General features: G+C 69.4%; 26 protein-coding genes and 1 tRNA gene. 16 read left to right on the plus strand and 11 right to left on the minus strand.

The window, feature by feature from the left end:
- Nucleotides 1–7 precede the first annotated feature (7 nt).
- Together ACPL7H_RS02830 and ACPL7H_RS02835 are read right to left on the minus strand one after the other, a co-directional pair.
- Nucleotides 8–487 (minus strand): FHA domain-containing protein FhaB/FipA, encoded by a 480-nt coding sequence (locus tag ACPL7H_RS02830; protein ID WP_424787240.1) that lies wholly within the window; start codon nucleotides 485–487, stop codon nucleotides 8–10.
- 10 nt (nucleotides 488–497) lie between these two features.
- On the minus strand, nucleotides 498–1,199 hold the full coding sequence (locus ACPL7H_RS02835; protein WP_424792793.1) for an FhaA domain-containing protein: 702 nt from the start codon (nucleotides 1,197–1,199) through the stop codon (nucleotides 498–500).
- Between the two features lie 279 nt (nucleotides 1,200–1,478).
- Between ACPL7H_RS02835 and ACPL7H_RS02840 the strand changes: the two genes are divergently transcribed.
- Nucleotides 1,479–1,562, plus strand: a tRNA-Leu gene (locus tag ACPL7H_RS02840).
- A 215-nt stretch (nucleotides 1,563–1,777) separates the two neighbouring features.
- On the opposite strand, the gene ACPL7H_RS02845 is transcribed toward ACPL7H_RS02840, so the two are convergent.
- Nucleotides 1,778–3,253: an MFS transporter gene (locus tag ACPL7H_RS02845; RefSeq protein ID WP_424795603.1), complete on the minus strand. Its 1,476-nt coding sequence runs from the start codon at nucleotides 3,251–3,253 to the stop codon at nucleotides 1,778–1,780.
- Complete coding sequence (gene wrbA / locus ACPL7H_RS02850) at nucleotides 3,250–3,864, minus strand: NAD(P)H:quinone oxidoreductase (protein ID WP_424795604.1); 615 nt, start codon at nucleotides 3,862–3,864, stop codon at nucleotides 3,250–3,252. Before wrbA ends, ACPL7H_RS02845 begins: the two co-directional genes overlap by 4 nt.
- An 81-nt stretch (nucleotides 3,865–3,945) precedes the next feature.
- Between wrbA and ACPL7H_RS02855 the strand changes: the two genes are divergently transcribed.
- Nucleotides 3,946–4,578, plus strand: a complete 633-nt coding sequence (locus tag ACPL7H_RS02855) for a TetR/AcrR family transcriptional regulator (RefSeq protein WP_424787236.1) — start codon at nucleotides 3,946–3,948, stop codon at nucleotides 4,576–4,578.
- A gap of 86 nt (nucleotides 4,579–4,664) precedes the next feature.
- Here the strand turns inward: ACPL7H_RS02855 and ACPL7H_RS02860 are convergent, their stop codons facing one another.
- On the minus strand, nucleotides 4,665–7,229 hold the full coding sequence (locus ACPL7H_RS02860; RefSeq protein WP_424795605.1) for a LuxR C-terminal-related transcriptional regulator: 2,565 nt from the start codon (nucleotides 7,227–7,229) through the stop codon (nucleotides 4,665–4,667).
- Between the two features lie 461 nt (nucleotides 7,230–7,690).
- Here ACPL7H_RS02860 and ACPL7H_RS02865 point away from each other — a divergent pair, with 461 nt between their 5' ends.
- Together ACPL7H_RS02865 and ACPL7H_RS02870 are read left to right on the plus strand one after the other, a co-directional pair.
- Complete coding sequence (locus ACPL7H_RS02865; protein ID WP_424795606.1) at nucleotides 7,691–8,296, plus strand: hypothetical protein; 606 nt, start codon at nucleotides 7,691–7,693, stop codon at nucleotides 8,294–8,296.
- Nucleotides 8,297–8,331: 35 nt separating this feature from the next.
- Nucleotides 8,332–8,916, plus strand: coding sequence for a hypothetical protein (locus tag ACPL7H_RS02870; RefSeq protein WP_424795607.1), 585 nt, complete (start codon nucleotides 8,332–8,334; stop codon nucleotides 8,914–8,916).
- Between the two features lie 54 nt (nucleotides 8,917–8,970).
- On the opposite strand, the gene ACPL7H_RS02875 is transcribed toward ACPL7H_RS02870, so the two are convergent.
- Nucleotides 8,971–9,996, minus strand: coding sequence for an ATP-binding protein (locus ACPL7H_RS02875; RefSeq protein WP_424795608.1), 1,026 nt, complete (start codon nucleotides 9,994–9,996; stop codon nucleotides 8,971–8,973).
- A 98-nt stretch (nucleotides 9,997–10,094) separates the two neighbouring features.
- Here ACPL7H_RS02875 and ACPL7H_RS02880 point away from each other — a divergent pair, with 98 nt between their 5' ends.
- Nucleotides 10,095–10,883, plus strand: coding sequence for an LLM class flavin-dependent oxidoreductase (locus ACPL7H_RS02880; RefSeq protein WP_424795609.1), 789 nt, complete (start codon nucleotides 10,095–10,097; stop codon nucleotides 10,881–10,883).
- A 483-nt stretch (nucleotides 10,884–11,366) separates the two neighbouring features.
- Entirely contained in the window at nucleotides 11,367–11,888 is a 522-nt protein-coding gene (locus ACPL7H_RS02885; protein ID WP_424787230.1) for a CarD family transcriptional regulator, read from the plus strand.
- Nucleotides 11,889–12,010: 122 nt separating this feature from the next.
- Here ACPL7H_RS02885 and ACPL7H_RS02890 read toward each other — a convergent pair whose 3' ends face one another.
- The 3 genes from ACPL7H_RS02890 to ACPL7H_RS02900 are packed head-to-tail and all read right to left on the minus strand — an operon-like array spanning nucleotide 12,011 to nucleotide 14,040.
- The gene (locus ACPL7H_RS02890; protein WP_424795791.1) at nucleotides 12,011–12,775 is read right to left on the minus strand and encodes an SCO1664 family protein; all 765 of its coding nucleotides are present in this window, start codon (nucleotides 12,773–12,775) and stop codon (nucleotides 12,011–12,013) included.
- Complete coding sequence (locus tag ACPL7H_RS02895) at nucleotides 12,775–13,326, minus strand: DUF3090 domain-containing protein (RefSeq protein ID WP_424787228.1); 552 nt, start codon at nucleotides 13,324–13,326, stop codon at nucleotides 12,775–12,777. The genes ACPL7H_RS02890 and ACPL7H_RS02895 overlap by 1 nt, the downstream gene beginning before the upstream one ends.
- A 9-nt stretch (nucleotides 13,327–13,335) precedes the next feature.
- Nucleotides 13,336–14,040 (minus strand): MSMEG_4193 family putative phosphomutase, encoded by a 705-nt coding sequence (locus ACPL7H_RS02900; protein WP_424795610.1) that lies wholly within the window; start codon nucleotides 14,038–14,040, stop codon nucleotides 13,336–13,338.
- A 122-nt stretch (nucleotides 14,041–14,162) separates the two neighbouring features.
- Between ACPL7H_RS02900 and ACPL7H_RS02905 the strand changes: the two genes are divergently transcribed.
- The 3 genes from ACPL7H_RS02905 (at nucleotide 14,163) to ACPL7H_RS02915 (ending at nucleotide 17,397) form a co-directional block, all read left to right on the plus strand.
- Complete coding sequence (locus ACPL7H_RS02905; protein WP_424795611.1) at nucleotides 14,163–15,416, plus strand: trans-sulfuration enzyme family protein; 1,254 nt, start codon at nucleotides 14,163–14,165, stop codon at nucleotides 15,414–15,416.
- A 97-nt stretch (nucleotides 15,417–15,513) separates the two neighbouring features.
- Nucleotides 15,514–15,990: a nucleoside deaminase gene (locus ACPL7H_RS02910; RefSeq protein WP_424795612.1), complete on the plus strand. Its 477-nt coding sequence runs from the start codon at nucleotides 15,514–15,516 to the stop codon at nucleotides 15,988–15,990.
- 18 nt (nucleotides 15,991–16,008) lie between these two features.
- The gene (locus ACPL7H_RS02915; protein ID WP_424795613.1) at nucleotides 16,009–17,397 is read left to right on the plus strand and encodes an MFS transporter; all 1,389 of its coding nucleotides are present in this window, start codon (nucleotides 16,009–16,011) and stop codon (nucleotides 17,395–17,397) included.
- Between the two features lie 120 nt (nucleotides 17,398–17,517).
- Here the strand turns inward: ACPL7H_RS02915 and ACPL7H_RS02920 are convergent, their stop codons facing one another.
- The gene (locus ACPL7H_RS02920) at nucleotides 17,518–18,207 is read right to left on the minus strand and encodes a DUF4352 domain-containing protein (RefSeq protein ID WP_424795614.1); all 690 of its coding nucleotides are present in this window, start codon (nucleotides 18,205–18,207) and stop codon (nucleotides 17,518–17,520) included.
- A gap of 228 nt (nucleotides 18,208–18,435) precedes the next feature.
- Between ACPL7H_RS02920 and ACPL7H_RS02925 the strand changes: the two genes are divergently transcribed.
- The 3 genes from ACPL7H_RS02925 to ACPL7H_RS02935 all read left to right on the plus strand — a co-directional run bounded on the left by ACPL7H_RS02925 (nucleotide 18,436) and on the right by ACPL7H_RS02935 (nucleotide 20,832).
- The gene (locus tag ACPL7H_RS02925; RefSeq protein ID WP_424795615.1) at nucleotides 18,436–19,314 is read left to right on the plus strand and encodes a sensor histidine kinase; all 879 of its coding nucleotides are present in this window, start codon (nucleotides 18,436–18,438) and stop codon (nucleotides 19,312–19,314) included.
- Between the two features lie 132 nt (nucleotides 19,315–19,446).
- Nucleotides 19,447–20,106: a response regulator gene (locus tag ACPL7H_RS02930; RefSeq protein ID WP_424795616.1), complete on the plus strand. Its 660-nt coding sequence runs from the start codon at nucleotides 19,447–19,449 to the stop codon at nucleotides 20,104–20,106.
- Between the two features lie 9 nt (nucleotides 20,107–20,115).
- A complete protein-coding gene (locus tag ACPL7H_RS02935) occupies nucleotides 20,116–20,832 on the plus strand; it encodes an endonuclease III domain-containing protein (protein WP_424795617.1) in 717 nt (238 codons plus the stop codon).
- A gap of 22 nt (nucleotides 20,833–20,854) precedes the next feature.
- Here ACPL7H_RS02935 and ACPL7H_RS02940 read toward each other — a convergent pair whose 3' ends face one another.
- Complete coding sequence (locus ACPL7H_RS02940) at nucleotides 20,855–22,855, minus strand: heparinase II/III domain-containing protein (RefSeq protein WP_424795618.1); 2,001 nt, start codon at nucleotides 22,853–22,855, stop codon at nucleotides 20,855–20,857.
- A 156-nt stretch (nucleotides 22,856–23,011) separates the two neighbouring features.
- Between ACPL7H_RS02940 and ACPL7H_RS02945 the strand changes: the two genes are divergently transcribed.
- From ACPL7H_RS02945 to ACPL7H_RS02960, 4 genes are all read left to right on the plus strand, one after another.
- The gene (locus tag ACPL7H_RS02945; protein ID WP_424795619.1) at nucleotides 23,012–24,019 is read left to right on the plus strand and encodes a hydroxyacid dehydrogenase; all 1,008 of its coding nucleotides are present in this window, start codon (nucleotides 23,012–23,014) and stop codon (nucleotides 24,017–24,019) included.
- A 187-nt stretch (nucleotides 24,020–24,206) separates the two neighbouring features.
- A complete protein-coding gene (locus ACPL7H_RS02950) occupies nucleotides 24,207–25,274 on the plus strand; it encodes a substrate-binding domain-containing protein (protein ID WP_424795620.1) in 1,068 nt (355 codons plus the stop codon).
- 232 nt (nucleotides 25,275–25,506) lie between these two features.
- Nucleotides 25,507–26,103, plus strand: a complete 597-nt coding sequence (locus ACPL7H_RS02955; RefSeq protein WP_424795621.1) for an ABC transporter substrate-binding protein — start codon at nucleotides 25,507–25,509, stop codon at nucleotides 26,101–26,103.
- Entirely contained in the window at nucleotides 26,100–26,570 is a 471-nt protein-coding gene (locus ACPL7H_RS02960; RefSeq protein WP_424795622.1) for a hypothetical protein, read from the plus strand. Before ACPL7H_RS02955 ends, ACPL7H_RS02960 begins: the two co-directional genes overlap by 4 nt.
- Nucleotides 26,571–26,622 lie beyond the last annotated feature (52 nt).

Genomic DNA, 26,622 nt, shown 5'->3' on the forward strand with positions numbered 1-26,622 from the left:
TGCGCGCCTACCGGTGCAACTCGATGACGGTCTGCCCGATCCGGATCGGCTGCCCGATCCCCACCGGTACCGGTTCGGCGATGGGCTGGGCGCCCAGGTAGGTGCCGTTGGTCGACCCCAGGTCCTCCACGTACCAGCGGCCCTCGGAGGGGAAGATCCGGGCGTGCCGGTTGGAGGAGTAGTCGTCGTCGAGCACCAGGGTGCACCCTGGTGAGCGTCCGATCAGCACCGCCGACTCCCCCAGGGTCAGGGTGGTGCCGTTCAGGGGCCCGCCGGTGACCCGTAACCGCGTGGGCGTGCCGCGCCCGCGCCGCCCCGGTGCCGCCGGCCGAGCCGGACTCGGGCCACCCCGGGGATGCACCGAGTCCCGGGCCAACACGCGCGTGCCGAAGATGTCGCGACGCAGCACTCCGATAGCGGAGAGCACCAGCAACCAGAGCAGCACGAGGAAGCCCAGGCGCAGCACCGTGACGACGAGTTCGCTCATCCAGCCGGGCTCACTGGTCGGAGTCGGTGCCGGACCAGAACAGGATCCGGGTGCGGCCGATCGTCAGGGTGTTGCCGTCCACCAGGGTGGCCGCATCCACCCGGTGCCCCTCGACGTAACTACCGTTGGTCGAACCCAGGTCGCTCGCGATCACGCCGTCGGAGGTGATCCGGATCTCCAGGTGGCGGCGCGAGACGCCGGCGTCGTCGACGATGATGTCGGCCTCGCTGCCCCGCCCGATCACGGTGACCGGTCCGGTGAGCAGGTAGCGCTGGCCGTCGAGGTCCAGGATCGGGTGGCGGCTGGCGGCGTTCGGGGTGGTGGCCGGGGCGACGGCGCCGCGGCGGGAGGAGGAATGCACCCGGAACCGGCCGGCTTCGAGGTCCTCGGCCGGGGCGAAGGTGACATCCACCGGGCCCACGAACACGTAGTTCTGGCTCCGGGCGTGCTCGGTTGCGGACTCGACCATCTCCTGGGCCATCGCCTCCTCGCCCCAGTCCTGGACCTGCCCGAAGTCCTTCTCGGACAGTTCGACGGTGAAGGTGTTGGGCACCACGGTGCGGCCCCGGGAGAGGGCGGCGGTGCGGTCGTCCATGTCCCGTCGGATGGCGCTGGCGATCTCCACCGGCTTGAGGTCGGATCGGAAGGCCTTGGAGAAGACGCTGTTCACAGCGCGTTCCACGCCCTTCTCGAAACGGTCCAGAACACCCATAGCGGCACCTCCTCCCTGCGCTCGGACGCGGCGGGTGCCCCTCACGGACGGGGGCGCGCGACGTCATCGGATACACCTAGTCTCCTCGATCGTAAACGTCTCGGGCCCCCGGTGGGGCGATGCCGCGCCCGAAACGGGCCGCGGGCAGGGTGATCCCGCTGCCCGGGGCGGCAGTGGCGTGTATCACGCGGGCGCCTGGGATGCGGTTCGAACCGGGCCTGCGTGCTAACCTAACCGGGCTGAACATCGCCCACCACGGTGGGGATGTTCAGCAGTCAAGCGCGAGTGGCGGAATAGGCAGACGCGCACGGTTCAGGTCCGTGTGTCCGAGAGGACGTGGGGGTTCAACTCCCCCCTCGCGCACAGGTGGCAGGCCCCGGGTCGTCGATCCGGGGCTCGCGTTTCCGGAGTTGGCCTGGACGACCAAGGGTGCACGTGGGGTGCTGTCGCTGCGCTGGTTGCCATCTCGGGCGAGATCAGGTCCCGGTGCTCGTAGGACGCGCCGCCGACGCGGTCGCCGCCCCGGCACGCGCCGCCAATTCGTCGATGGTGACCGGCGCCGTCGACGCACCCTGGCGTCAGTCGACGGGGCGTCTCGTGGCCTGCTGCGTGGGATCAACCCGCCAGGCCTCATCGGCAGTCCTCCCTAGCAGAACTACGCCCACCATTGCCGCGGCGAGGATGGCCGTTCCGACGAGGCCGGCGCGTGCGTAGCCTGCTACTACGGCATCCAGTGGCTGTGAGCCTGAGGTGAGCTGCTCGCGCGTGGCCGCGGTCATTACCGCGGTGAGCAGGGCGGTGCCGAGGGCTGCGCCGACCTGTTGCGCCGAGTTGACCATGGCTCCAGCGACACCGCTGTCCCCGCCTGCCCCTGCTGTGGCTACGTCCCCGGCCGTGATCATGACGACGGTGCCGCCCGAGCCGAGCAGCAACATCGCCGGCACGACGCCGGTGAGGTAGCCGGACTCGGGTCGGAGGGCGACGAACGTGACGATCGCAACCGCGGTGAGCGTGAGTCCCAGAGCGAGGACCCTGGCGGGGGAGACGCGTGACCGCAGTGCCGGGAGTGTCGAGGTCGCGGTCACCGCTCCGATCCCGAACGGGACGAAGGCGAGCCCGATCCAGACGGGCGAGAGCTCCTTGGCCTCCTGGAGGAATGCGGTGAGGATGAACATGCCAGCAAACATGCCCAACCCCCCGACGGCGGCTGAGGCGTAGGCGATGGCCCGGCTCCGGTCTCGCAGCAGCCACAGCGGCACCAGCGGATGCTGTTTGCTCCTGAGGGTGGCGGCGAAGGTCGCGACACCCAGGGCGCCGGCGACGAGGAGACCCACCGTGCCGGGGTGCGTCCAGGCCCACGCCGCCGTTCGGTCCAGCCCCAGGACGAGGGCGCCGAGGGACGCGGTGATGAGCGCCGCGCCGACGACGTCCACCCTGCGGGCGCGCTCCGGACGGGGGCCGGGTGGAGCCGTGGACGTGACCCCGGCGGCGAGGACGAGGGCCAGCGGGACGTTGACGAGGAGGCACCAGCGCCATGAGAGCAGGTCGACCAGCGCACCGCCCAGCAGGAACGATCCAGCCGTCCCGATCCCCATGACGACCCCGAGGGTCCCGAACGCGATCTGGCGGCTGCGGCCTCGGGGGAACGTGACCGACATCAGGGACACGGCGGTGGCAGCGACGAAGGCGCCGGCCGCGCCCTGGAGTGCACGCATGGTGAGCAGGACGGCGGCGTCGTCGGCGAGTCCTCCCGCCAGAGATGCAGCGGCAAAGCCGGTGAGGCCCGCAGTGAGGCACCGTCGCAGCCCCACGACGTCGGCAAGGCGACCGGCCAGGAGGATCAGCGTCCCAAAGGTGAGTGAGTAGAGCGTGACGATTCCCTGGGTGGCGCTCGCCGACAGCCCCAGGTCGGCACGCACGTCGGGCAGGGCCACGTTCATGATGGTCACGGACGCGAAGACCAGGAGGTTCGCGCCGGTCAGGGTCGCCAGTGCCACCCTCCGGCGGCCAGCCAGCCGTCGCTCCTTCCCGGGGCGGCCGTCGGTGATGCTCATGCTGCGGCTGCCTGTCGAGCGGCGATCAGGCCGGCAATGGCCGTGAGGCGTCGGCCCTGGAAGCGGGCCAGTTCGAGCACGTCCGGATCGGGCGGCCCGTCGGCCGCGATGTTGCTGACGCCGTAAGGGTTGCCCCCGGCCCGGTGGGCCAGGTCCGCGTCGATGTACGCCGTCGGGACGACGATCGAGCCCCAGTGACAGTACGTGTGGTACAGCGCCAGGAGGGTCGATTCCTGCCCGCCGTGTCGCTCGTAGGCACTCGTGAACCCGGTCGCCGGCTTGTCGGCGAGGGCACCTTGCTGCCAGGCCGCGCTGGTCGAGTCGAGGAACTGCTTGACCTGCGCGGCCGGCTGGCCGAACCGCGCGGGTGTGCCGAGCGCGAAGCCATCGGCCCACGCCAGGTCCGCGACGGTGGCGGTAGGGATGTGGGCGGTTGCGTCGAGGTGGTCGCGCCATTCCGGGTGGCGATCGATGACGTCCTGCGGAACGAGTTCGGCCACGCGACGCAGGCGTACGTCTCCGCCGGCCTGCCGGGCGCCGTCGGCCATGGCGTCCGCCAGGGCGTGAACCGATCCGGTCGAGGAGTAGTAGGCGATCGTGATGCGAGTCATAGTAGTTTCTCCAACGAAATAGTGGAATGTAATTCCAGAATATACACTGGGACCCGATCGGGACAACGAGGGAGGTGTGGTGTGACGCATCGACGAGGCAGGCCGCGCAACGATGAGGCGCGGGCGCAGGTGGTGCGTATTGCAACGGAGCTGTTCATCCGCCAGGGCTACGTGGCGACGACACTCGGTGAGATCGCCCAGGAGGCTGGCGTGGCGGTGCAGACCATCTACTCCGCCCACGGCTCGAAGGTCGGCCTCATCGCGGCCGCACATGATGTCGCGCTCGCGGGCGACGGCGAACCGGTGCCGCTAGTCGACCGTGCCTGGTTCCGTGCACTGTCCCGGTGCGAGTCGGCGACCGAGGCCTGGCGCGCGGCGTTGGACGAGATGCACGTCCGCACGGCCCGGGTGGCCCCCATCTACCGGGCCATGCTCGCGGCGGAGGCCGACCCCGAGGTCATGGAGTTGATGCGGACGATGCGGCGACAGCGAGCCGAGTTCAGCCGGCTGCTGGCCGACCAGATCTGTGGCCGACCGGGCGGCGCGCTCGTCGACCGCGGCCGACTCGCAACAGTGATCTATGCGACCGAGTCGGTGGAGTGCTACCTGCTCTTCGTGCTCGAGTCCGGCTGGACGCTGACCGAGTGGCGCCACTGGGTCTTCTCCTCAGTGGCGCGCGAACTCGAGGGGCAGGGCGGACAGAAGCCGGCGTGATGGTCTCACGGTTCAGTTCCCCCTCGCGCACAGAACGGAACGGCGGAGTCCCCGGGTTCCGCCGTTTGTCGTCGGTGGGCCTGGGTTCATCGCCGCCCGGCGTGCAGGAGGTCGCGCAACTCGGCTCGACTGCCCACCGCCAACTTGCGGAACGCGGACGCCAGCTGGTTCGTCACGGTGTTGACCGAGACGTTGTTGATCTCCGCGATCTCCTTCGTGGTGTACCGGTCGGCGGCGAGTCGTACGACGTCGTGCTCCCTCTCGGTCAGCAGTGTGGAGCGAACCGGAGCCGCGTTCCACAACGCCATGGTCGGCATTCGCACACGCATCTCGTCTGCGGCGAGAAGGTGCCGGCGCGCCCCCGCTTCGGAGATGATCCGACGATCGGTGATGTGTGACAACCAGAGCCGCGTATCAGCGGCGGTCGTGCGGAGACCCAACTCGGTTGCGTCTGAGGCGACGTCCTCGAGCGCGGGGACATCATGGTTGGCGACGGCGTGAGCGTGGCTCGCGAACAGCCTCAGGAGGCCACCACCTGCGAGTTCGGACGCGGACCGGAGCAGAGCAGCGGTCTCGGCAGTTCGCCGGCCCATCCTCGCGACGCAGTGGGCGATCATGCCGGCGAAGTACGTGTGCTGGACCGTCATGAGCCATCGAGCCGTCTCGAGCAGCATGTCAGCGCCCTGGTCGGCGCGGCGCTCAGCGCTCGCCTGCCAGGCGTCGGCCCAGGTTCGCAGCATGACGACCTTGGGGTCCTGTGCGGCAGCCTCAGGGACCGCGTCGAGTGCCATGCGTGCCTCGATGTCTCGCCCGGTCGCGATCGCGGCTGCGGCAGTGAGGGCCTGTGCGGCAGGCATGAGGCCGGTGCTGTCGCGCCACGAGAGGTGAGCGACGGCGGCACGACCAAGGAGGTAGGCCTGCTCGGCATCTGCGGAGAGGAACTCCAGGAACCCCAGCGCGTACTCCCAGACGCCTACGGACTCTGGCTCCTCCACTCCGGCCGCAGTGATCGCCTGGCTCAACCGGCGCCTGGTGGCAAGAACGTCGCCGCTGTAGGACAACACCATGCTTTCGGTGAGTTCGACGAGGGAACCGCCACCGGGAACCAGGGCCAGGAGTTCGGCGGGGACCTCCCGCATTCTGGGCAGCAATGCGGTGGTGTGGTGCAAGGGTCCGGTGATCACACCGGCGACCCCGGCGGTGATCAGGCTGACCACCCCCTCGAGACTGCCGGCTTCCTCTGGCGCCGCGATCGCCTCGTGTGACTGCCCGGCGACGGCTGCCCAGCGCTGGATCGCGGCCTGCAGATGGGCGCTGCTCGTCGGGTCGGTGACAACCTCCAGGGCCTCTCGGACGACCTCTCGTGCTGCCGTCGCATCGTACTGACGCACGCCGAGGTGTTGTGCGCGGGCGAGCGCCACCGACGTCCGTTCGTCATCTGTTCGAGCGAGCGACGTCGCCATCCTGAAGTGCACATCGGCGGTCTCGGTGTGGCCGAGCAGTGAGGCGGCAAGACCAGCGGTACGTCGGGCGTGCAGTGCGTCCGGATCGCGCTCGAGAACAGCGGTGGCAGCACGCAGTGCGAGTTGCGCATCGAAGGATCCGAGCGCGTACTCACCCAGCGCGATCATGGATGAGATCTCGAAGTCGCAACCGTGCTCGAGGGACAGAACGTCTGCCTGGCGCTTCGCGTGCGGGCGTGATGCCGCGGAGGGGCCCCGCAGCACGTCTATTGCACGGTGCGTGATCTCGTGCCGCAGCGCAGACGGGCAGGTCGACAGGAGATGCTGTGCATCGAGCGGGTGCGACAGTCGCAACCAACCGCAGTCGGTGAGTTCGATGACGTCCGCACGAGCCAACGCACTGCGGTCGTCGTCACTGATCGCGTCGTACGGGCACTCCCCGGCCATGGCGATGAAGGTCGCGGCCTCCACATTGGTCGCGGACAGTCGTTCGAAACGCTCGGCGGTGAGGCTGGTCAGCCGCGACGTGAGCGCAGGCGACCCGATGAGCTCCCAGCCATGGGGGGTCTGGGTGAGACGACCATCGGCCAGCGATCCGCGGACGATCTCCCGCAGGTGTAGCGGGTTCCCGTCGCCCGCCGCGAGGATCTCCGACAGGGCGCGGGGTGTGAGCGCGCCGCCGACGAGGTCGGAGACGAGAGCCCGGGCCTCGGCCTCGGCCAACGGGGAGCGCACCGTCTCGATGAGGTGCCCGCCGTCATAGAGGTCCTGGATGCACTGCGGTGCGGTGTTCAGGCAACGGGTGGTGAGGACCGCCGGCAGCCGTGTCGTGGAGATCAGTTGAGTCACGACGTAGAGAGACGCATCGTCGAGGTGGTCCACATCGTCGACCAACAAGACGGTCTCCGAGCGGCGGCGCGCAAAGACATCGACAACAGCCGCCGGGGACTCCAGCACCGTCGCGGAGAGTTTTTTCACGCCCGCGAAGACGCCCAGTGGCACCGACGAGCCCGAGACGTGGCCGGCGATGAGGGGCGCACTCTTGCCGGCAGCCAACAGTGCATCCTGCGTCAACTGCAGCGTGTACGACTTGCCGCCACCACCGGGTCCGGTGAGGATCAAGGCCCGACCGGCGGCCACGGCTTCCAGGAGGCGACGTACGCCGTCCTGATGTGGCGCTCCGGTCACGCGCGTCGTGTCCTCTCCGGGCTTCGAGAGGGCGCGGAAACCGCGGACCCTCGGCATAGTCAACTTTTCACTATCGCTTTGGTGCGACGTCGAGCCTAGCGTTGCCCCCCGCTACGCCAATGCCGTTCAGGAAAGTTGAATATGTCGAGACGTCGCTCTGCTCAGTTCCCGCTGCCCGCACTTGTCGCGGGCAGTACGCTGCTGGTGCTCCTTACCGTCGGGATGGTCCCCGCGCACGCTGCCGACAAGGCGGTCGCGATGGTCAGTGCGTGGACTGGAGCCGTGAGCATTCTCGCTCTTGGCCTCGGCGCGTGCTTGCTCGCGATCGGGCGTCGTCTGGGTAACCGAGAGGGAGTCGCGCTGTGAGGCTGGGAACCACCATGACCAGGGCGGCCGCCGTGCTAGCGGCCTTCGGACTGCTCGCCGGATGCGCCTCGAGCACTGCACGGGATGACGGTGAGGTGCTGGATCCGGTGGAGACGGAGGCGGCCGGAGAACCGCAGGACGCCGCTCCCGCGTCGTCCACGGAGCAGGCAGAGGAACAGGATGAGGACGCCGCCGCACCGGCGCCGTCCACCGACTATCTGGACGAACTCTATGCCGATGGGCTGCACGAAGGCGTCGCTCCGGCAGCCCCGGGCACCGCCTACATCGAGATCGGAGGGGAGCGCTTCGAGTTCACGACTCTCTCTTGTACCGTCAACGACGAGCCAGGTCGCGGCCAGTTCATCGTCAGTGCGAGTGAGGAGAGCACCGGCAGCGGCCACCGTCTCTACCTCAGTCGTGAGATCGGCGCCGATCTCGGCTTCAACTTCGAGAACGAGCACGTTCAGTTCGCGCACCTGATCGACTCCGGTGACGACGAGGCCATGGCGCAGTACAGCAACTCGATGGCGCAGCACGGGCGTGACGAAGGTGAAGAACCTGACTGGCTGGAGGGCGCCGGCGAGTCCCCACTGGTGCGTGCTGTCGGCGATGAAGCAACGGCGATCGGCACGCTGGCCGGGGTCATGTTCGCCGAAGAACCACTGGAAGGCGACTTCGTCGCCGCCGCGACCTGCCCCTGACAGTTCCTCACACCACTTCACCGACCAGGAGAGACATGAAGAAGAGTACTGCCGCCGCGTTCGCGCTCACCAGCGCGCTGCTGCTCGCGGGATGCGGCTCGGGCGACGACGACGGCGCAGCGAGTGACGACACACAGAGCGGGGCCGGCGACTCCGTGCACGTCTCCGCCGAGGAGGCCGATGCCGACGGCACCGGGGAGGGGGGCGGTGACACCGTCGCCACCCCAGAGGATGACGCCGACGGCACCGAGGAGGGGAATGGTGCGAGTTCGACGACAGCTGCCGAAGGTGTGGTGTCTGTCGACGGCTACGAGGTCACCTTCACACCGGAGACCTGCCTGACCGGGGATCACATCATCGTCAGCGGGCCGGGCACTGACGACACCGGGGCACCGGCCTTCGTGGACTCCGGCGACAACAACCAGTTGAACGTGTACATCGGGACGGACGACCCCTTTGGCGAGGCCGAGCGAGAGTATGAGCACGCTGACGTCCTGGGGGACCTGGCCGGACTCCACGTCGAGGGGTCACGCATCACCGCCAGTCCCGAGATGGTCCGCACCGACGACGGCTCCTATGCCGCCGTCGGCAACGCGGAACTCCAGGTGACCTGCGACTAGCGAAAGGGAGGACGCCGGCGACGAGCCTGGTCAGGGGGAAACTCCGTGGACGCCTCAAAGAATGCTCGGGTGGATCGGCGCTCGCACCGGCCTACCCCGCTTAGCGAGGTTCACCGGGGAGGCGCGGGCGAGGGCGTTGATATCGATAATCCCGGTCGGACGCGTGCGCAGGTGGAAGGCGAAGATGGCCGCTCGTGCCTCGCGATCGGGAGGGAGCACGAGCACGGTGCGGTCGAACCTGCCCGGACGGCGTAACGCCGGATCAACCTCCCAGGGTTGGTTCGTGGCAGCAAGGACGAACACGCCGTCATTGTCGGTGCCGACACCGTCCAACTCGCTCAGCAGCTGGTTCACCGCGGTGCGCATCATGGAGGTGGAGGTGTGACTGCGGCGGCCACCGAGTGCGTCCACCTCGTCGAAGAACAGCACGCACGGTGCCTCCCGGCGGGCGAGTTGGAACGCGTCGTGCAGATTGCGTTCGGATTGGCCGAAGTGCGGGTCGAGGACGTCGGTGATGCCGATGGAGAGGAACTTCGCCCCCAATTCACCCGCCAACGCCCGGGCGATGAAGGTCTTTCCGCATCCCGGAGGACCGTAGAGCAACAGCCCGCCACGCAGGGTCTTGGCGAAGCGTTGGCGCAACTCGGGATTGCGCAGCGGCGCGAGGAATGCCGCGTTGAGTCGGTCTTTGGCCGTCTTCATCCCCCCGACCTCGGCCAGCGTGATGGCCGGGGTGTCGATCGAGTACCGGTCGTTCCCGACGTGCTGCCCTTCGGCACTGCTGGTGTGCGGGCCCTCGGAGTCTGAGAAGAGGGGATCGTCGGGGTCGTGGTCGAACTGGGACTGGGCCGCGGCCCAGTCGAAGCCATCCGGTTCCCCGCCTGCCGGTGCCGCGCCGGGGCCCGGCGCTTCCGTGCCCGCCCCGGAGCCCGGCGGACCGGGCTGCAACGCCCGGGCCATGATGGCCCGAGCCTCTTCATTGGAGGGATCGACCCCCAGGGCCGCGGCGGCCTCGGCTACCGCACCGGCGCCGTCGCCGGTCTGTAGCAACTGTTCGGCCAGGTGCACCCGTAGTGTCACGTCCTGCGGCGCTGCCGCGACCGCGCGGCGCAGTGCGGCGATGAGGTCGGGCTCCAGAGCCAGAACTTACCGTGAGGCCTCGCGTAGGTTGGGGGAGTATGAAGTACGCGTTGAGCATCCCCCCGTTCACCGACGTGGCCACTGTGATGGCCCTGGGCCGGGAGGCCGAGGACGCCGGATGGGACGGGGTGTTCCTGTGGGACCACGTGCAGTGGACCCAGGGCATGGAGGTGCACGACCCGTGGGTGCTGCTCGGCGCTCTGGCCCAGGCCACCGAGCGGGTGGTGCTCGGACCGTTGGTCACCCCATTGTCGAGGCGGCGCCCGTGGGTGGTGGCCAAGCAGATCACCACCCTGGACCACCTCAGCAACGGTCGTGCGGTGCTGGGCGTCGGACTGGGGGAGCCGCCGGACCTGGACTTCGCCGATCTGGGTGATGAGGCCGACGGCAAGGTGCGGGCTGCGATGCTCGACGAGGGGCTGGACCTCATCGACCAGTTGTGGCGGGGCCCGACCGACTTCGACGGAGAGCATTACCGGGTCAGGGCGAACTTCCTGCCCAGGCCCATCCAGCAGCGCCCGCCGATCTGGGTTGCAGGTGGGCTGCCGAATGTTCGGCCCCTGCGCCGCGCGCGCCGCTGGGACGGCATCGCGCCGATGGCCGAGTCGTTGCCCACACCCCGGGAGCTGGTCGCCTACCTCGACCAGGTGCCACCTGCGGCGGAGCAGGACGGCGAGTGGGACGTGGTCGCCCCCTGGGCCGAAGGCGTGCCGGCACAGGAGTACGCCGATGCCGGCGTGACCTGGCTGGTGGTATCGGCCTGGCCCACCGCGTTGGGCTGGGTGGATGAGATGCGCCGAACGATCAATACGGCGCTGCCCCGATAGGAACGCAGTTGCCTGGCGGCCGAAGTGGCCGGCCATGAATCATGGCGGCATTTCCGGACCGTTCGGGCCCGGATTCTTCCTATGCCCGGTGGAATCGGACACGACGATCCTCCCGGCGCGAATTCGCGGCGTCGACGTCGCCGCCGCCACGGCGGTGACGTGCAGCTTCGGCACTTGCCCCCGCGGCGTCCGGTACTTCCGGATGAACCGCCTCCTACCCACCGGCATTACCATCTGGCACCCCGCGATCGGGAACTAATCCGGTCCGCGCCGCCGAATAGTGATCAAGTCGTCAGGAAAATCGACACATTTCATGAGAGAATAGAAAGGCTGGCTCGCAGCGGTCGCGTACGTTCCTCCATAGGGGTGTAAGTTCCGCTGTGTCATCACCCACCGATGGTGGGTCTCGAGACGACCGCCGGTGGGCCTCAAGAGCCGACCCAAGCGGTCGAGTGTGGCGCTCGTTCGTCGAAGGGTCACGCATTGAATTTCACCAAGGGTCAGGTCATCGTCCACCCCCACCACGGACCGGCGACCATCACGAAGACCACCACGCGCACCCTACGGGGCACGCGCATCCGCTACCTGAAGTTGCAGGTGTCCGGAACCGACCTCGTCGTCGAGGTTCCCGAGGAGCGGGCTGAGGAGACCGGCCTTCGTCCGGTGCTCGGCATCGAGGATCTGCGGGAGATCTTCGACGTGCTGGCGGCTCCGAGCGAGGAAGAGCCCTCAAACTGGTCCCGGCGCATCAAGGCCAACACCGACCGGTTCCGTAGCGGTGACATCCGCACGATCGCCGGACTGGTCCGCGACCTCAGTCGTCGCCTCGACGGCAAGGGTCTGTCGTTCGGTGAGAAGAACCTCCTGCGCGACGCCCTGATCCCGCTGGTGGCGGAGATCTCCATCGTGCTGTCGATGGACGAGGCCGAGACCGAGGCCACGATCGATGCGGCCATCCTGCAGGGCACGATCCCGCCGATGCCCGCGCTGGCCGCCGCCAGCTGAGCGGGGGCACCTCACGGGCTGGCCGCGAGACCATCTTTCGTGGCCGCCCGTGTTCGGCTGCCCGGATGGCAGGGCGGCAGGACCATGGCTGAGATCGCTCCGCCTGCGGCCGTCGGTGGTCTTCAGAACGGGGGCCAGGGGATTGGGGGCATCTCACCCGCGGGAGCGGGGAACCGCGCGTGGCGCAGCAGGTGGTCGCACCGCCCGACCAGTGCCGCGATCTCGGAACCGGAGATCAGTTCGCCGAGGGGGTCGCCCAAGTCGGTGTCCAGAGCGCCCTGGAGGCGCTCCAGGCCCGCCCGCTCCTCGGCGTGCAGATCATGGCCCAGCCACCCCCACAGGACCGTGCGCAACTTGTTGTCACTGTGGAAGGTGAGCCCGTGGTCCACGCCATAGCGGTGCCCATCGGTCATCTCCAGCACGTGCCCGCCCTTGCGGTCGGCGTTGTTCACCACGACGTCGAACACGGCCATCCGCCGCAGCACCGGCGAGTCCTCGTGGATCAGTGAGACCGGACGGTCCTGTGCGTCCAGGCCGTCGAAGACGTGACACCAGCCTTCGACGGGAACGTCGTCGGTGGGGACCAGGTCGACAGCCTGCTGGGCCGGATCGGGTTGTTGCCACACCTGAACCATCCCCGGGCCGAAGGGGCCATCGCGCAGCCAGGTCCGTGGAACCAGGTCCCAGCCGAAGGACTCCGAGACGAGATAGGCCGCTACCTCCCGGCGGGCCAGGGTGGAGCCGGGGAAGTCCCAGAGGGGACGTTCGCCGGCCACCGGCTTGTAGACAACCTTCACCGTGCCGATCCGGCCGAGGAAGGTGGCGTTGGAAGCCTGGATGATCCGACCCTCCAGGACGAGTTCGCCGTCTCGAAGGTCGGCGGGAATCACGGGAATCCGTCGGTCAGATCGCAGACATGGCCGTGCGGATCCACCGGCTCGCGGCAGAGCGGACACAGTGGCCGGCCTGCGCCCACCACGGCCCGGGTGCGTTCGGCGAATGCCCGCGCGGCGCCGACCGGGATCCGGACCACGAGGGACTCCTCCGGTTCCGGGGCGAGCGGCTCGAGCGTCTCAGGATCGACCTCGGGGGCCGCGAGGGCCTCGATGACGATCTGGGAGGTCGAGGCGTCCCAGCCCAGCGTCAGCGCACCCACCCGGAACTGCTCCTCCACGGGCTGATCCAGCGGGTCGTCGTCGAGAAGTCGTTCCGGTGGCGACTCCGGAACGCTGAAGGGGTTGTCCGGGTGGGACATCAGTTGATCGAGGAGCTTGTCGATCTGCTCGGCGAGCGCGGCCGACTGCTCCTTCTCCAAGGCGACGCTGACGATCTCGGCCTTGGTGCGGGCCTGCAGGTAGAAGGTACGTGAGCCGGGCTGACCGAGCGTGCCGACGACGAACCGATCGGGCCAGTCGAAACTATGGACGATGCGGGACACCTCTCCATGTTAGGAGTCGCCGGAGGCACGTGCGTGCCCGGGCCCCGCTCCGCCACCGACCTGGGCTTCGCTTGCCTGCTCGCGCAGCCACGATAGGTCTCCCGCGTCGGTGTTCATGGCGACCACCTCGGGGCTGGCGGTCGTGTACCGCACGATCGACACCGATGCCGGATGGACGTGGATGCGTTGGAACAGGTCGAGGTGCAGACCGAGGGCGTCTGCCAGGATCGACTTGATGAGGTCACCATGACTGACCACCGCCCATACCGCCGCGGATCCGTGCGTGGCCTGGAACGCAGCGAGATGACGTCGCACCGCCGCAACCGCCCGTGCCTGCATCGCGGCCAGGGACTCCCCGCCGGGGAACACCGCGGCCGCAGGGTGTCGTTGGACGACCGTCCACAGGTCCTCGTTCGCCAGGTCGGCGATCTTGCGGCCCTGCCAATCGCCGTAGTCACACTCGGTCAGAGCGGTCTCGGTTGGTGCCGTCGGGGAGCCGGTTTGGTGCGCCAGGATCGCGTTCGCGGTCTGTCGGCAGCGCTCCAGCGGGCTTGAGACGACGCCCACCAAGGGCACGGCGCCGAGGCGCCGTCCGGTGCGCTCGGCCTGTTCCCGCCCGGTCTCATCGAGTTCGATACCGGGCGTGCGGCCGGCCAACACGCCGTCGGCGTTCGCGGTGCTACGACCGTGCCGGACCAGGATCACCGTGGACATGTGTCCCGATCCTAAGGGCCCGGCTCTCCGAAGGGGGTTGTTCCCGACCCCCGTGTGACACGCTGGGAGGACCCGTTCACCCTACGGACCTGACGGACGACGCCGTCTGCAAGGAGGAAACCATGTCGCGCCCGAACACCCTTGGACCCGACACCAACGCTGTGCACGCCGGCCGGGAGAACCTCGGCCAGGCGCACGTTCCGCCGATCGACCTGTCCAGCACCTACCAGATCACCGATGTGGAATCGGGTGGGGAGTCCTATGAGGTGCTCGCCGGTGGCGGGCGTCCACAGCCGGGCGGCTCGATGGTCTACTCCCGGCTCTGGAATCCCACCGTGGCCCGGTTCGAGGACGCCCTGGCCACGATGGAACGTGCCGAGGAGTCCGTCGCCTACGCCTCCGGCATGGCGGCTTTGTCCGCAGCCCTGTTGGCCGCCGTGCAGGCCGGCACCCCGCACGTGGTCGGGGTACGTCCGCTCTACGGGGGAAGTGACCACGTGCTGGCCACCGGTCTGTTGGGTACGGAGGTGACCTGGGCGCGGGCGGACGGCATTGCGGCTGCGCTGCGGCCCGACACCGGCCTGGTGATCATCGAGACTCCGGCCAACCCCACCCTGGAACTGCTGGACATCGCCGCCGTGGTTGCCCAGGCCGGGCAGGTGCCGGTACTGGTCGACAACACGTTCGCCAGCCCGGTCTTGCAGACTCCGGTCGCGCAGGGGGCGCGACTGGTGCTGCACTCGGCCACCAAGTACCTCGGTGGCCACGGCGACATCGTGGGCGGTGTGATCGCCACCGATGCCCACTGGGCCCGCCGGCTCCGGGCGGTGCGGGCCCTGACCGGTGGCCTGTTGCACCCGCTGGCCGGGTATCAGCTGCACCGCGGTCTGCAGACGCTTCCGGTGCGGGTCCGGGCCCAGCAGGAGGGTGCCCGCCAGGTGGCCAGAGTCGTGGCTGAACATCCCGCCGTCGCCCGGGTGTATTACCCCGGGCTGCCCGGTCAGGATCCGAAGGGACTGGTCGGCACGCAGATGTCGGGGCCCGGGGCGATGCTGGCGGTGCAGGTGCACGGCGGCTTCGAGGCAGCGGTGCGGGTGGCCGGGCGGTGCCGGCTGATCGGGCACGCGGTCTCCCTTGGTGGCGTGGACTCCCTCATCCAGCACCCGGCCGCCCTGACCCACCGCCCGGTGGCACCGGAGGCGCGTCCCCATCCGGACGTGCTGCGGATCTCCGTCGGGTTGGAGGACCCGGTCGATCTCATCGCGGACCTGCAGCAGGCCCTGGGCGACCCGGCGCCGAGGCACCGCCCCTGCGCCCAGGCATCGCCGTCGACCCCGGTGCGGACCACACCCTCGACCCACCACGCCTCGACGTGAGTGCGTCGAGGCGGTGTGGTGCCTGAGACGTGGCTCGCATCCGGCGGCTCGCCGTGGCTTCCGCCGTAATCGGGGCGGCATCGGTCAGGATGGCGCCATGGTCACTGACGTGGATCGCGCGCACCTGCGCCGATGCGTGGAACTGGCACGCGCGGCCTTGGACGGCGGAAACTCGCCCTTCGGCTCGCTGCTGGTGGGATCGCAGGGCACCGTGTTGTTCGAGGACCACAACCGGGACGCAGAGGGTGATCGCACCCGGCACCCGGAGTTCTCGATCGCCCGGTGGGCCGTGGCGCATCTGGGACCCAAGCAGCGATCGGCGGCGACCGTGTACACCTCCGGCGAGCACTGCCCGATGTGTGCGGCCGCGCACGCCTGGGCAGGTCTGGGCCGGATCGTCTACGCCACCTCCTCCGATCAGTTGCGGGGCTGGTGGGGTGAACTCGGGGCGGCGCCCGCGCCGGTGGCACCGTTGCCTATCGCTCAGGTGGCCCCCGGAATACGTACGGAGGGCCCGGTCGAGGAGTTCGCCGAGGAGGTTCGTGATCTGCAGCGCCGCTACCACCAGGACTGAGCGAGCAGGCGGCGCGGCGTGACCACGAACCGTGGCGAGCGGCCGGTGGGCCCGGCCCCGGCTGCGGACCTTGACGAGTCGACCCGGGTCCGGGTCCAGAAGCGCACCCTGACCGTGGTGGTGGTCAGCCAGGTCCTGGGCGGGGCGGGTCTGGCCGCCGGTATCACCGTGGGCGCGCTGCTGGCCCAGGAGATGCTCAGCCGCGACGGGCTGGAAGGGCTCCCCGTGGGTCTGTTCACCCTCGGGTCGGCGCTCGCGGCCTACCTGGTGGGGCGGTTCACCCACCGGTGGGGAAGGCGGGTGGGTCTCGGGATCGGGTTCGGGGCCGGGGGCATCGGTTCGCTCGGTGTGGTCCTGGCGGCGGTCACCGGCAACGTGCCCTTGCTGTTCGTGTCCTTGTTCGTCTACGGCGCCGGCACCGCGACCAACCTGCAGGCCCGGTACGCCGGGACGGACCTGGCCCTCCCGGCGCGGCGGGGCGCGGCGATCAGTATCGCGATGGTGGCCACCACCCTGGGTGCGGTGGCCGGGCCGAACCTGGTGGAACCGTTGGGTGTCCTGGCCACGACCCTGGGGATTCCGCCGCTGGCCGGTCCGTTCCTGCTCGCCGGCGTGGCCTACCTGGCGGCCGGGGCAACCTTGATGATGTTCCTGCGGCCGGACCCGTACCTGCTGGCGCGTCGCCGCGACGCGCGGGCGGCGGAGGGTGCCGGGACGGCGGAAGGTCCCCTGACGACGGAAGCACCCGGACGAGCGCCCGGTCCTGCGGGTCCGGACACGGCCGAACCGGTACCCAGGGCGGGTACGGGTCCGGACACGGCCGAACCGGTACCCAGGGCGGGTGCGGGGGCGTACGTGGGTGCCACCGTGATGGTGCTCAGCCAGATCGCGATGGTGGCGATCATGACGATGACGCCGGTGCACATGCGGGCCCACCACCACGACCTGGCTGCGGTGGGGCTGGTGATCGGCGTCCATGTCGGTGCCATGTACCTGCCGTCCCTGATCACCGGGGTGCTGGTGGACAAGGTCGGTCGCACCCCGATGGCGATCGCTTCGGGAGTCACGCTGCTGTTGGCCGGGCTCACCGCCGCGCTGGCGCCCGGGGACTCCCTGTTCTGGCTCATCCTGGCCCTTGCCCTGCTCGGCCTGGGCTGGAACTTCGGGGTGATCGCCGGAACGGCTCTGGTGGTCGATGCCACCGTTCTACAGAACCGCCCGCGTACCCAGGGCACTATCGACGTCCTGATCGCTCTGGCCGGCGCCGGTGGTGGTGCCATGTCCGGTGTGGTGGTGGCGGCGACAGACTTCGCCACGCTGTCCCTGGCCGGTGGGGTGCTGTCCCTGATGTTGATTCCGGTGCTGGTGTGGGCCCGGCGGCGCGGCCGCCGCACCCCTGACGCGTGAGACGACGACCTCCGGACAGATCCCGTGGTCCGTTGTCATCGAACCCGGGCCGCACGGCCCGTGGCCCCGGACACCGGATCGGTGCCCGGGGCCACGCCCCCCGGTTCTCCCGTGCGGCGGCTACTGCAGGTTCACCGTCACCCCCCGGGAGAACATCGAGCCGTGGAGTTCCACCGCGGCCGGCTCGGCGTCTGCTGGGATATCGAAAACCAGGGCGGTCCGGGCGGTGTTCCCCGGGTTGATCTCGGTCAGCAGGAACTCGCCGTCGTCGAGGAGAAGGGCGGCGGAATCGTCGGCGGAATGGGTGCGTCCCTCGGTGTCGACCAGGCCCTGCTCGGACGTCCAGAAGGTCTCGGCGGCACTGCCGGTGTTGGTTACCTCGAGGTAGACCAGCACGAACTGACCCTGGGGCTGCTCGTTCAGGAACTCCGACCCGATCCGGTCCACGCCGGTCTCGACCTCGGTGACCACGAACTCGAAGTCCCCATCGGATACGTTCTCACCGATCCCGGGCGCCTCGGCCGGCTCATCATCCTGCTGCGCGGCATCCGCGTTCGTCTCCGCGGACTGACCGGGTGCGGCGCCGGTGCCCTCGTCCCCATCCCCGGAGGTGGCGATGCCAATGACCGCGACGAACGCGAGGACAGCGAGAAACCCGGTGAGGATCTTGTGCCGGGCGAACCAGTTCCGCTTGCGAGGTGCGGGGGGCTCCGGCTGTTCCGGGCCGGGGTAAGGGGCGTGTGGTGCCGCGGCACCGTGCGGTGGACCGGTAGGTGTTCCCGGCGGCGGACCCTGTGGATGCTGACTCATGATGCTCCTGTTCCTCGATGGCGAACCTGCAGTACGTCATCGAGCCTGTCCGCCCGGACCCGTTCAGCGCTTCGTCCGATCCGGTGCACCCGGCCAGCCGAAAGTCGTAGCCGGGCGGTGGTAATCATGGCCAACCGGATGACGTCCGTTGTGGGTGGTGATGCCTACGATGCGTGACATGACCAGCCCCGGCCCGGATCGCCCGCTGCCCGAGCGTGCCCCGCCGGCGTGGGTGGCGCCGGTGGCTATGTCGCCCTGGTGGTGCTGGGCGTGGGGTTGACGGTAGCGGTCGGGATGGCCCGCCGCTATCGCGCGAGCGCCCGTGCCGCCCGGCGGGCCGAGCGGGCGCACGAGCGCGCCGCGCATCAGTTGCGCACGGAACTGTCCCGTCAGGAGGAGCGCGACCTGATCGCCCGGGAGATGCACGACACCGTCGCCCATCACCTGTCCCTGGTGTCCCTGCACGCCTCGGCGCTGGAAGTCACCGCCGCCGATCCCGGCACCGACGTGCCCGGGGCGGCCCGTTCGATGCGTTCGGCCGCGCACAGAGCGCTGGAGGAGATGCGCTCGTTGATCAGCACGTTGCGCGACTCCGCGGCCTCGGACCGCCTCGGCGCAGGCGCCCCCACGCTCGCTGACCTGCCCGGGCTGGTGGACGATGCCCGCAGCGCCGGAGCGGACATCACCCCGATGATCATGGTCTCCGGAGCGGAATCGGCCCCGCCGGCGCTGACCCGAGCGGTCTACCGGATCGTGCAGGAGGGCCTGACGAACGCGGTCAAGCACGCCCCGACCGCACCGGTGCACCTGGACCTGCGTGCCGCTCCCGGGCGGGGCGTGCAGGTCACGGTGACCAACCGCCTGCTCCCACAGGGGATCGGCGGGTCCGGGTCATGGAGCGGCGCGCCGGGGCGGTTCGGATCGGCAGACGCCGTCGTCGGGCCTACCGGCAGTGAGCCGGGGCCGGCGCCGGGCTCAAGCGGATCCGGGTTGCGCGGCATTGCCGAACGGGTGCACATGCTCGGGGGAACCTTTCAGGCAGGAGTCGACGGCGACACGTACCTCCTGCACGCAGAGTTGCCCTGGGTGGCGACCACCTCGGGGTAGCGCCCCCACCCGACGTGTGCGCAGGCAGCCGGGGCGGGCGAAAGAGAGTGCCGGCGCGCCGAGTGTTGCCGGGGGCGGCTGCCGCGTCGTTGCCGCTGGGCGGTGTCGGAGGTCGGTTCTAGACTCGGCGGAATGATCCGGGTACTCGTGGTGGACGATGACGCGATGGTGCGTCAGCTACTGCGCACCATCATCGAGCAGGCCGATCTTTCCGTGGTCGCCGATGTCGGCGACGGCGATGAGGTCATCCCCGCGGTGCACAAGCATCATCCCGACGTTGTCGTGATGGACCTGCGGATGCATCGCGTCAGCGGAGTGGAAGCGACCCGGTCGGTGATGGCCCTACCGGACCCGCCGGGGGTGATCGCCCTGACCTCCTTCGACAGCGAGGACGTGATCCTGGAGGCCGTGCACGCCGGGGCCCACGGCTTCCTGGCCAAGGATGCCGACCCGGCCGAGATCATCACCGCGATCCGCTCGGTGGCCGCCGGCGACGGAGCGTTGTCCCCGCGAGCGGCTCGTACGGTGATGGCCCACGTCCAGGCCGACACCTCCGGTCAGAAGCGCCGGGAGGCCAGGGAGCGGGTGGAAGGGCTCACGGACCGGGAGCAGACGATTACCACTGCGGTTGCCGCCGGCCTGACCAACGCCCAGATCGCTCGCCAGAACTACCTCAGTGAGGCCACCGTCAAGACGCACCTGACGAACGCGATGACCAAGCTCGACGCAGCCAACCGGGTGCAGGTGGCGTTGGTGATCGACCGCGCCGCCAGTGGGCGCTCGCACGGGTAGGTTGGTCGGGTGCGACGAGCGGAGAAAGTGGAGCGGATCAGCGAGATCCTCGAGGACCTCTACCCGGAACCGGTGCCGGCGTTGGACCACACCGACGCCTACACCCTGCTGGTGGCGGTGGCCCTGTCCGCCCAGACCACCGACAAGAAGGTCAATGAGGTCACCCCGGTTCTGTTCGCGGAGGCTTCGACACCGGAGCAGATGTATGCCCTTGGTGCGGAACGGATCCGGGAACTGATCCGTGAGATCGGCCTAGCACCCACCAAGGCGCGCAACCTCTGGACCGCGGCCGGGCAGATCATGGACGCCGGGGGCGAGGTGGTCCCGGACTGGGAGTTCCTGGAGTCCCTGGCCGGGGTGGGGCACAAGACCGCGAGTGTGGTGATGGCTCAGGGGTTCGACATCCCGGCCTTCCCGGTCGACACCCACATCTTCCGCCTGGCCCGCCGCTGGGGGCTGTCCACCGGCACCACGGTGGAGAAGGTGGAGGGCGACCTCAAGCGCGCCTTCGCCAAGGACACCTGGAACCGCCGTCACCTGCAGATCATCTACTTCGGCCGGGAGTACTGCCCGGCGCAGCGCCACGATCTGGCCATTTGCCCGATCTGTTCCTTCGCGGCCACCAAGAAGCAGATGCAGTCCGAGGCCAAGGCCCGCGCCGGGCGCCGCAAGACCACACCCGCACCCGTCGACATCGTGCCGGCTGCGGCCAAGCGCGGCCGCTAAACTCACGCGCAGCGGCTGCCAGTCAGCGGATCACCATGGTCGTGGAGCCGGTGGAGCCGGTGGAGCCGGTGGAGCCGGTGGAGCCGGTGGAGCCGGTGGAGCCGGTGGAGCCGGTGGAGCCGGTGGTGCTGGTGTCCACTTCGATGAACAACCGGGTCAGTCGGTCCCCCCAGACCTCGGTCAGCATCGGGTCATCGAGTTCCTGCACCTCCAGGCCGGCGGGCAGGTCCGGATCCCAGGTGAGTTCGAGAGCATCCTCGCCCTGCACGGGCGTCACCGTGGCGCGCCCGGGTTCGACGAGCCGCACCGACCCGGCCAGGATCCAGTGCACCCGGGTGGGTCCGGTCTCACCGTCCGGGGCGTCCAGGTGCCAGGAATCGCTCACCCGCACCTCGCCGTCGCCCAGTTCCGCCCGGCGCACCCAGGTGCGCACATCCGCGCGCGGGTAGGCCGCGGCCAGGTCCAGTTCCATGCCCCGGGGCGCGTCGTCGTCGGGCAGCACCGAGACGCTCCGCGCCCGGTACTGCTCCCCGTCCCGTTGTCCACTGCCGCGGATCAGCGGCACGCTGTGCCACTGGCTCTGCATGGGCCACAACTGGTACCGGTCCGGTCCGAACGTCTGCCGGGTGTAGGTGGGCCGTCCGGCATCGACCACCACGGGCACCCCGTTCAGGGCCACCGTCACGGCGCCGATGTCGTTGTGGTTGTGGTTCTCCCCGTTGTGCCCGCCCTTGATCGCCAGGCTCAGGCGCGGCTCCCGCTGGGCGGGGCCATGACGCACCAGCATCTGGACCGAGGGCAGCCACACCGCGGGTTCCGGGGCAGGTTCAGCACCCCCGGCGGCGGCGGCGAAGGCGGTGTCGGTGATCGTGTGCAGGATCCGGCCCAGTGAACTGGTCGGGCGCCGGTGCACGGTGATCAGCGGCTCCCCGGGGTGGACCTGGGCGGCGGCATGGTCCCGGGCCCGCTCGTCGCTGAGGCGCACCGCCCAGCGGTAGGGCACGTTCCAGGGGACCCCGGGGTAGGCGCGGGCCGCGCTGTCGGCCACCCCGACGTACCAGCCCTTCCCTAGGTGCATCCGGTGCAGGTAGGCCAGTGCGGCTCCGACGGCCGGGATCGCGCCGGCGTCGAGCTCGCCTCCGGTGGCGTGGTGCAGCACGTCGAGCATCTCCAGCAGCCGGCCGACGCCCTCCCACCAGTACGAGGCGCCCTCATCGACGGCGCCATCGGCCGGCAGCGAGTCCACGAAGTTGTCGGCGTCGGCGATGGTCTGGGCCACGATCCGGGCGCGCAGGTCCGCCTCTTCGGGTCCGTCGAGCAACCGGAGGGCGGCCAGTGCGACGTTGCCGCAGATCCACGGGTTCCAGTTGTTCACCCGGCGCTCGGTGCCGATCCACCACCAGTCCCGCCGCTCCAGGTAGGGGTCCAGCACCCGCAGCCGGGCCTCGCGGCGCAGCCTGGTGCGCAGGCCGGGGAAGTGCTCGTCCAGGGACGCGCCGAGCAGGTGATCGGTCCAGGCGATCTGGGCGACGACCTCACCGGCGCCCAGGTCCAGCACCGGGGCGTCCGGGTCGGGTAGCAGCCAGCCGCGCTTGCTGAAGGACTCCTCATGGGCGGGCCAGCACCAGGTGGTCTGCTCGCACAGTTGGATCAGGCCGTCGGCCACATCATCGAGCCAGTGCGCCTCGCCGGTCGCGGCCGCGGCGATGACCGCACGGGACAACCGGCCCTGCCGGGTGAAGATCTGCTCCTCATAGCCCACCCGGTTGTCGGCGCGGACGTAGTCGGCCAGCAGCGTGGCCAGCGTGTGCGGCCAAGGGTGCTCGCGGTCTCGCTGCGCGGTCTCGATGAGGTCGGCCACGGTGGGGTGGTGTAGCCGGCCGGCCCCGAGGTCCCAGACGGCGCGGTCGGTGGCCGGCGCCACCGGCAATGCCTGGTCGGGGGCTCGCAGTACGTGCCGCAGCGCCGGCGCCTCGGCCCGACCCCCCCACAATGCGCGCATCGGAGTGGTGGATTCCTGCACGCCGCCTCCATCCGAAATGTTCGTTTCTGTCCGGGTTCTTGGCCGCCATGGCCGATTTGCGGATCCTCCACTCTAGGATTGCGACGACCAATTGCCGATCATTGGCGATCGAACTAAACAAAACCGGTCACGAGAACTGAGGTGCCTGTGGGAGCAATGTTGTCCGCGCCCCCCCGAGCCCTGCTGGTGATGAACCCCGAGTCCTTCGCGCTGCAGTTCGGGCAGGACCAACTCGACAGGTTGGACACGCTGGTATCGATGGAGGAACCAGCGGTGGTGCACGAGTTGACCTCCGCGGCCGCCCGAGCGCGGCTGGCGGAGGCCGAGGTGCTCCTCACCTCCTGGGGGGCGCCGGCGCTGACCCCGGAAGTCCTGGCCGCGGCACCCCGGCTGCGAGCGGTGCTGCACGCCGCCGGCAGCGTGCGATACATGGTCACCGAGGAAGTGCACGAACGCGGGATCGTGGTGAGTACTGCCGCTGACGTCAACGCGATCCCGGTGGCCGAGTACACCCTGGCCGCGATCATCATGGCCGGCAAGCGGGTGCCGTTCATCGCCCGCACCTCGGTGCAGAGCTGGCAAGCCGGGATGGGCCGTTCGGACCTGACCAACCGGGGCCGGGCGGTGGGCATCGTCGGTTTCTCCCGCATCGGCCGCCGTGTGATGGACCTGCTGTCCCTGCTCGAACTGGGTGCGCTGCGAGTCTACGACCCCTACGCCGATCCCGAGCAGGTGGCTGCTCTCGGCGGGGAATTGACCAGCCTGGACGAGACGATGGCCACCTCCGAGATCCTCAGCGTGCACGCCCCAGCACTGCCCGAGACTCGGGGCATGATCGGGGCCCGGGAACTGGCCCTGCTGCCGGACGGGGCCACGGTGATCAACACCGCCCGCGGCGTGGTGATCGACCAGGAGGCACTGACGCGGGAATGTGGCACCGGACGCCTGTACGCGATCCTGGACGTGACCGACCCCGAGCCGCTGGCGCCGGACCACCCCCTGCGCGCGATGGATAATGTGCTCATCACACCCCATATCGCCGGTTCCCTGGGCAACGAGGCGCGTCGGATGAGTGATCACGCCATCAACGAACTCCAGCGATGGCTCAGCGGAGCACCGTTGCGCAGCCAGCACCTGCCCGACGCCGCGTCGCTGACCGCTTGAGCCCGAGGATCCCGCCAGAGAAGACGAGGACCATGATCCGCCCCGCACCTGCCCGGACCGGCAGCGCGCACCGCCCCGGCCGGCCGCGCTTCGCCGGCCCGTCCCCACTCGCCGGCCGGCACCGCACCGACCGTCCCCTCGGGGGACTGCGCACCGACGTCGTCGGCTGCTTTCCCGGGGCCCGTTGATGCTGGCGCGTGCCCGCCAGGAGTACCTGCTCCGGCAGATCACCCTCTACGGAACCGTGCGGGCCAGCGAGGCCGCCGCCGAACTGGGCGTGACCCAGGTGACGATCCGGCGGGACATCAGTCAGTTGGAGGCCGACGGCCTGGTCCAGCGTGTGCACGGCGGCGCGGTGGCCGCACAACGCAAGTCCGCCAAACCACGCCCGGCGCGCACCCTGATCGGGGTGGTGGTGCCCTCATCGACGTTCTACTACCCGGACGTGATCGCGGGGATGGAGTCGGTGGCCGCCGAACTGGGTGTCCGGATCGTGCTGGGCATCTCCGACTACCGACCGGAGGCCGAACGGACCCAGGTGGAGCGGCTGCTGGCCCTGGGCGTCAAGGGCCTGGTGCTGACCCCCACCCTGCACGAGCAAGTGCCTGCCGACATCGCGGCCTGGCTGGAGTCGATCCCGGTGCCGGTGGTGGTGCTGGAACGCGACGTGGGAGCCAGCCGGGCGGTACGGGAACTGGACAGCGTGCGCACCGACCACCGCCACGGTGGTCTGCTCGCGGTGGACCACTTCGCCCGGCTGGGTCACCGCAGCGTGGTGCTCGCTGCGACCGAGGCGACTCCCACTGCGCCGGCGATCCGGGAGGGATACCACCAGGCGGTGGCCCAACTCGGGCTGGATCCGGTGGCGGCGGTGACGCTGCCGAGCGATCACGACGACCCGGACGACTTGACCGCAGCGATCGAGGAGTTCATCGAGCACCGGCACGGGCTGGGCGCCCGGGCCGTGCTCGCGCATTCGGACCGGCACGCGATCCGGATCGTGGAGGTCGCCCAACTGCGCGGCCTGAGAATCCCCGAGGACCTGGCGGTGATCTCCTACGACGACGTGGTGGCCGGGCACGGCGCGGTTCCGTTGACGGCGATCGCACCACCGCGTCGGGAACTGGGCCGGGAGGCCCTGCGGCTGATCGATCGGCGGTTGCGCACCGAGGCCGAGCAGGAGGCGCCCAGGCATTCCCAGTTGCTCCCCCGGCTGACGGTGCGCGAGTCCTGTGGGGCTGTGGTCGAGTACTGACGGGGTGGTGCGCACGGGTCGACCCGGGGAGCGGTCCGTCCTGAGTGCCCGAAGCGCCACAGATCATGATCGAATATGTCGCTTTTGTTCTGCTCCGTGCGCGGGCTTTCCTATAGTCGCTGGGCAGGTGGAGGTCTCGTACGCACACCCTCATAGCACACACGGCATCCACACACAAGGTTTTTCATCCCGCGCGCAGGTGCCGGGATACGGAGTCAAGGAGGACCCAGGAATGAACGCGAGAACCAGTTCAGCCACACCCGACCCGAGTCTGCTCTCCCGCCGCACCATGCTCTACGCCGGCGGCGGTGCACTGGCGACCGTGTCCCTGGCCGCCTGCGGCGGCGGAGGCACCGCCGACCCGGATGCCGACGGCGAGGGCGATGGCGCCGAGGCCGCCCCGGACCCGGACCGCCCGAAGGAGTCCCCGCTGCTGACCGAGCAGGTCGAGGCCGGGGAACTGCCCCCGCTGGAGGAGCGCCTGCCGATCGAGTCCGACCGACTGGTCGTGGAGACCCAGGAGTTCGGCGTCTACGGCGGCACCTACCAGGGTGCTGCGCTGGGCCAGGGCGATGACCCCTGGTTGGAGCGCATCATCGCCTATGAACCGATGATGCGCGCCGACCACTCGCTCGCCGAGGTGGGACTGCCGGGCACCTTCAAGTCCGTCGACATCAATGACGACGCCACCGAGTTCACCATGCATTTGCGCGAGGGCATGCGGTGGTCCGATGGTGAGCCGGTGACCGCGGACGACGTGATGTTCGCCATCGAGGACGTGTACTTCAACGAGGAACTGAACGCCAACCCCCCGGGCTTCCTGAGGTGAACACGATCGAACGGACCCTGTTCTACGACCGTAAGAACCCCGACGCGAACCAGTTCGACGCCGGCGTGTGGGCCGGGGACGGTGGCTACCGGGTGGAGATGAACGAAACTCGTTGGTGGTTCCCCACCAGCGACGAATCCCTCTACGGCGTGAAGTGGTCCGCCTACTTCTCCAGCCTGGGCGAGGGCGAGGACGTCGAGGAGCCGCCAGCGGAGACGCTGGAGCAGATGGAACTGTACTGGCAGATCCCGCTGGAGCCGGATCTGGAGGAACAGAAGGTGATGTTCCGGCGGATCCTGGAGATCGCCAAGGAGCAGTTCTACGCCATCGGGATCGCCCTGCCCACCGACGGTTATGGCATCAGGAAGAACAACCTGCGCAACGTCGTGGAGTCCTACCCGGACAGTTGGCTGTACCTGACGCCGGGCCCGACGGACATCCCAGCCTGGTTCTTCTCCGAGGACTGAGCCCGGGTCCGGTTCATGGCGAACTCGTTGTCACCAGATGGGGTGGTGCGCT

It is taken from the genome of Pseudactinotalea sp. Z1732 (assembly GCF_049724975.1).
Lineage (GTDB): Bacteria > Actinomycetota > Actinomycetes > Actinomycetales > Beutenbergiaceae > CALKWS01.

Coding starts and splice junctions, on each gene's coding strand:
- ACPL7H_RS02830 (WP_424787240.1), bottom strand. CDS start 487: ATGAGCGAACTCGTCGTCACGGTGCTGCGCCTGGGCTTCCTCGTGCTG.
- ACPL7H_RS02835 (WP_424792793.1), bottom strand. CDS start 1,199: ATGGGTGTTCTGGACCGTTTCGAGAAGGGCGTGGAACGCGCTGTGAAC.
- ACPL7H_RS02845 (WP_424795603.1), bottom strand. CDS start 3,253: ATGAGCATCACCGACGGCCGCCCCGGGAAGGAGCGACGGCTGGCTGGC.
- wrbA (WP_424795604.1), bottom strand. CDS start 3,864: ATGACTCGCATCACGATCGCCTACTACTCCTCGACCGGATCGGTTCAC.
- ACPL7H_RS02870 (WP_424795607.1), top strand. CDS start 8,332: ATGAAGAAGAGTACTGCCGCCGCGTTCGCGCTCACCAGCGCGCTGCTG.
- ACPL7H_RS02880 (WP_424795609.1), top strand. CDS start 10,095: ATGAAGTACGCGTTGAGCATCCCCCCGTTCACCGACGTGGCCACTGTG.
- ACPL7H_RS02900 (WP_424795610.1), bottom strand. CDS start 14,040: ATGTCCACGGTGATCCTGGTCCGGCACGGTCGTAGCACCGCGAACGCC.
- ACPL7H_RS02905 (WP_424795611.1), top strand. CDS start 14,163: ATGTCGCGCCCGAACACCCTTGGACCCGACACCAACGCTGTGCACGCC.
- ACPL7H_RS02910 (WP_424795612.1), top strand. CDS start 15,514: ATGGTCACTGACGTGGATCGCGCGCACCTGCGCCGATGCGTGGAACTG.
- ACPL7H_RS02920 (WP_424795614.1), bottom strand. CDS start 18,207: ATGAGTCAGCATCCACAGGGTCCGCCGCCGGGAACACCTACCGGTCCA.
- ACPL7H_RS02930 (WP_424795616.1), top strand. CDS start 19,447: ATGATCCGGGTACTCGTGGTGGACGATGACGCGATGGTGCGTCAGCTA.
- ACPL7H_RS02945 (WP_424795619.1), top strand. CDS start 23,012: ATGTTGTCCGCGCCCCCCCGAGCCCTGCTGGTGATGAACCCCGAGTCC.
- ACPL7H_RS02950 (WP_424795620.1), top strand. CDS start 24,207: ATGCTGGCGCGTGCCCGCCAGGAGTACCTGCTCCGGCAGATCACCCTC.
- ACPL7H_RS02955 (WP_424795621.1), top strand. CDS start 25,507: ATGAACGCGAGAACCAGTTCAGCCACACCCGACCCGAGTCTGCTCTCC.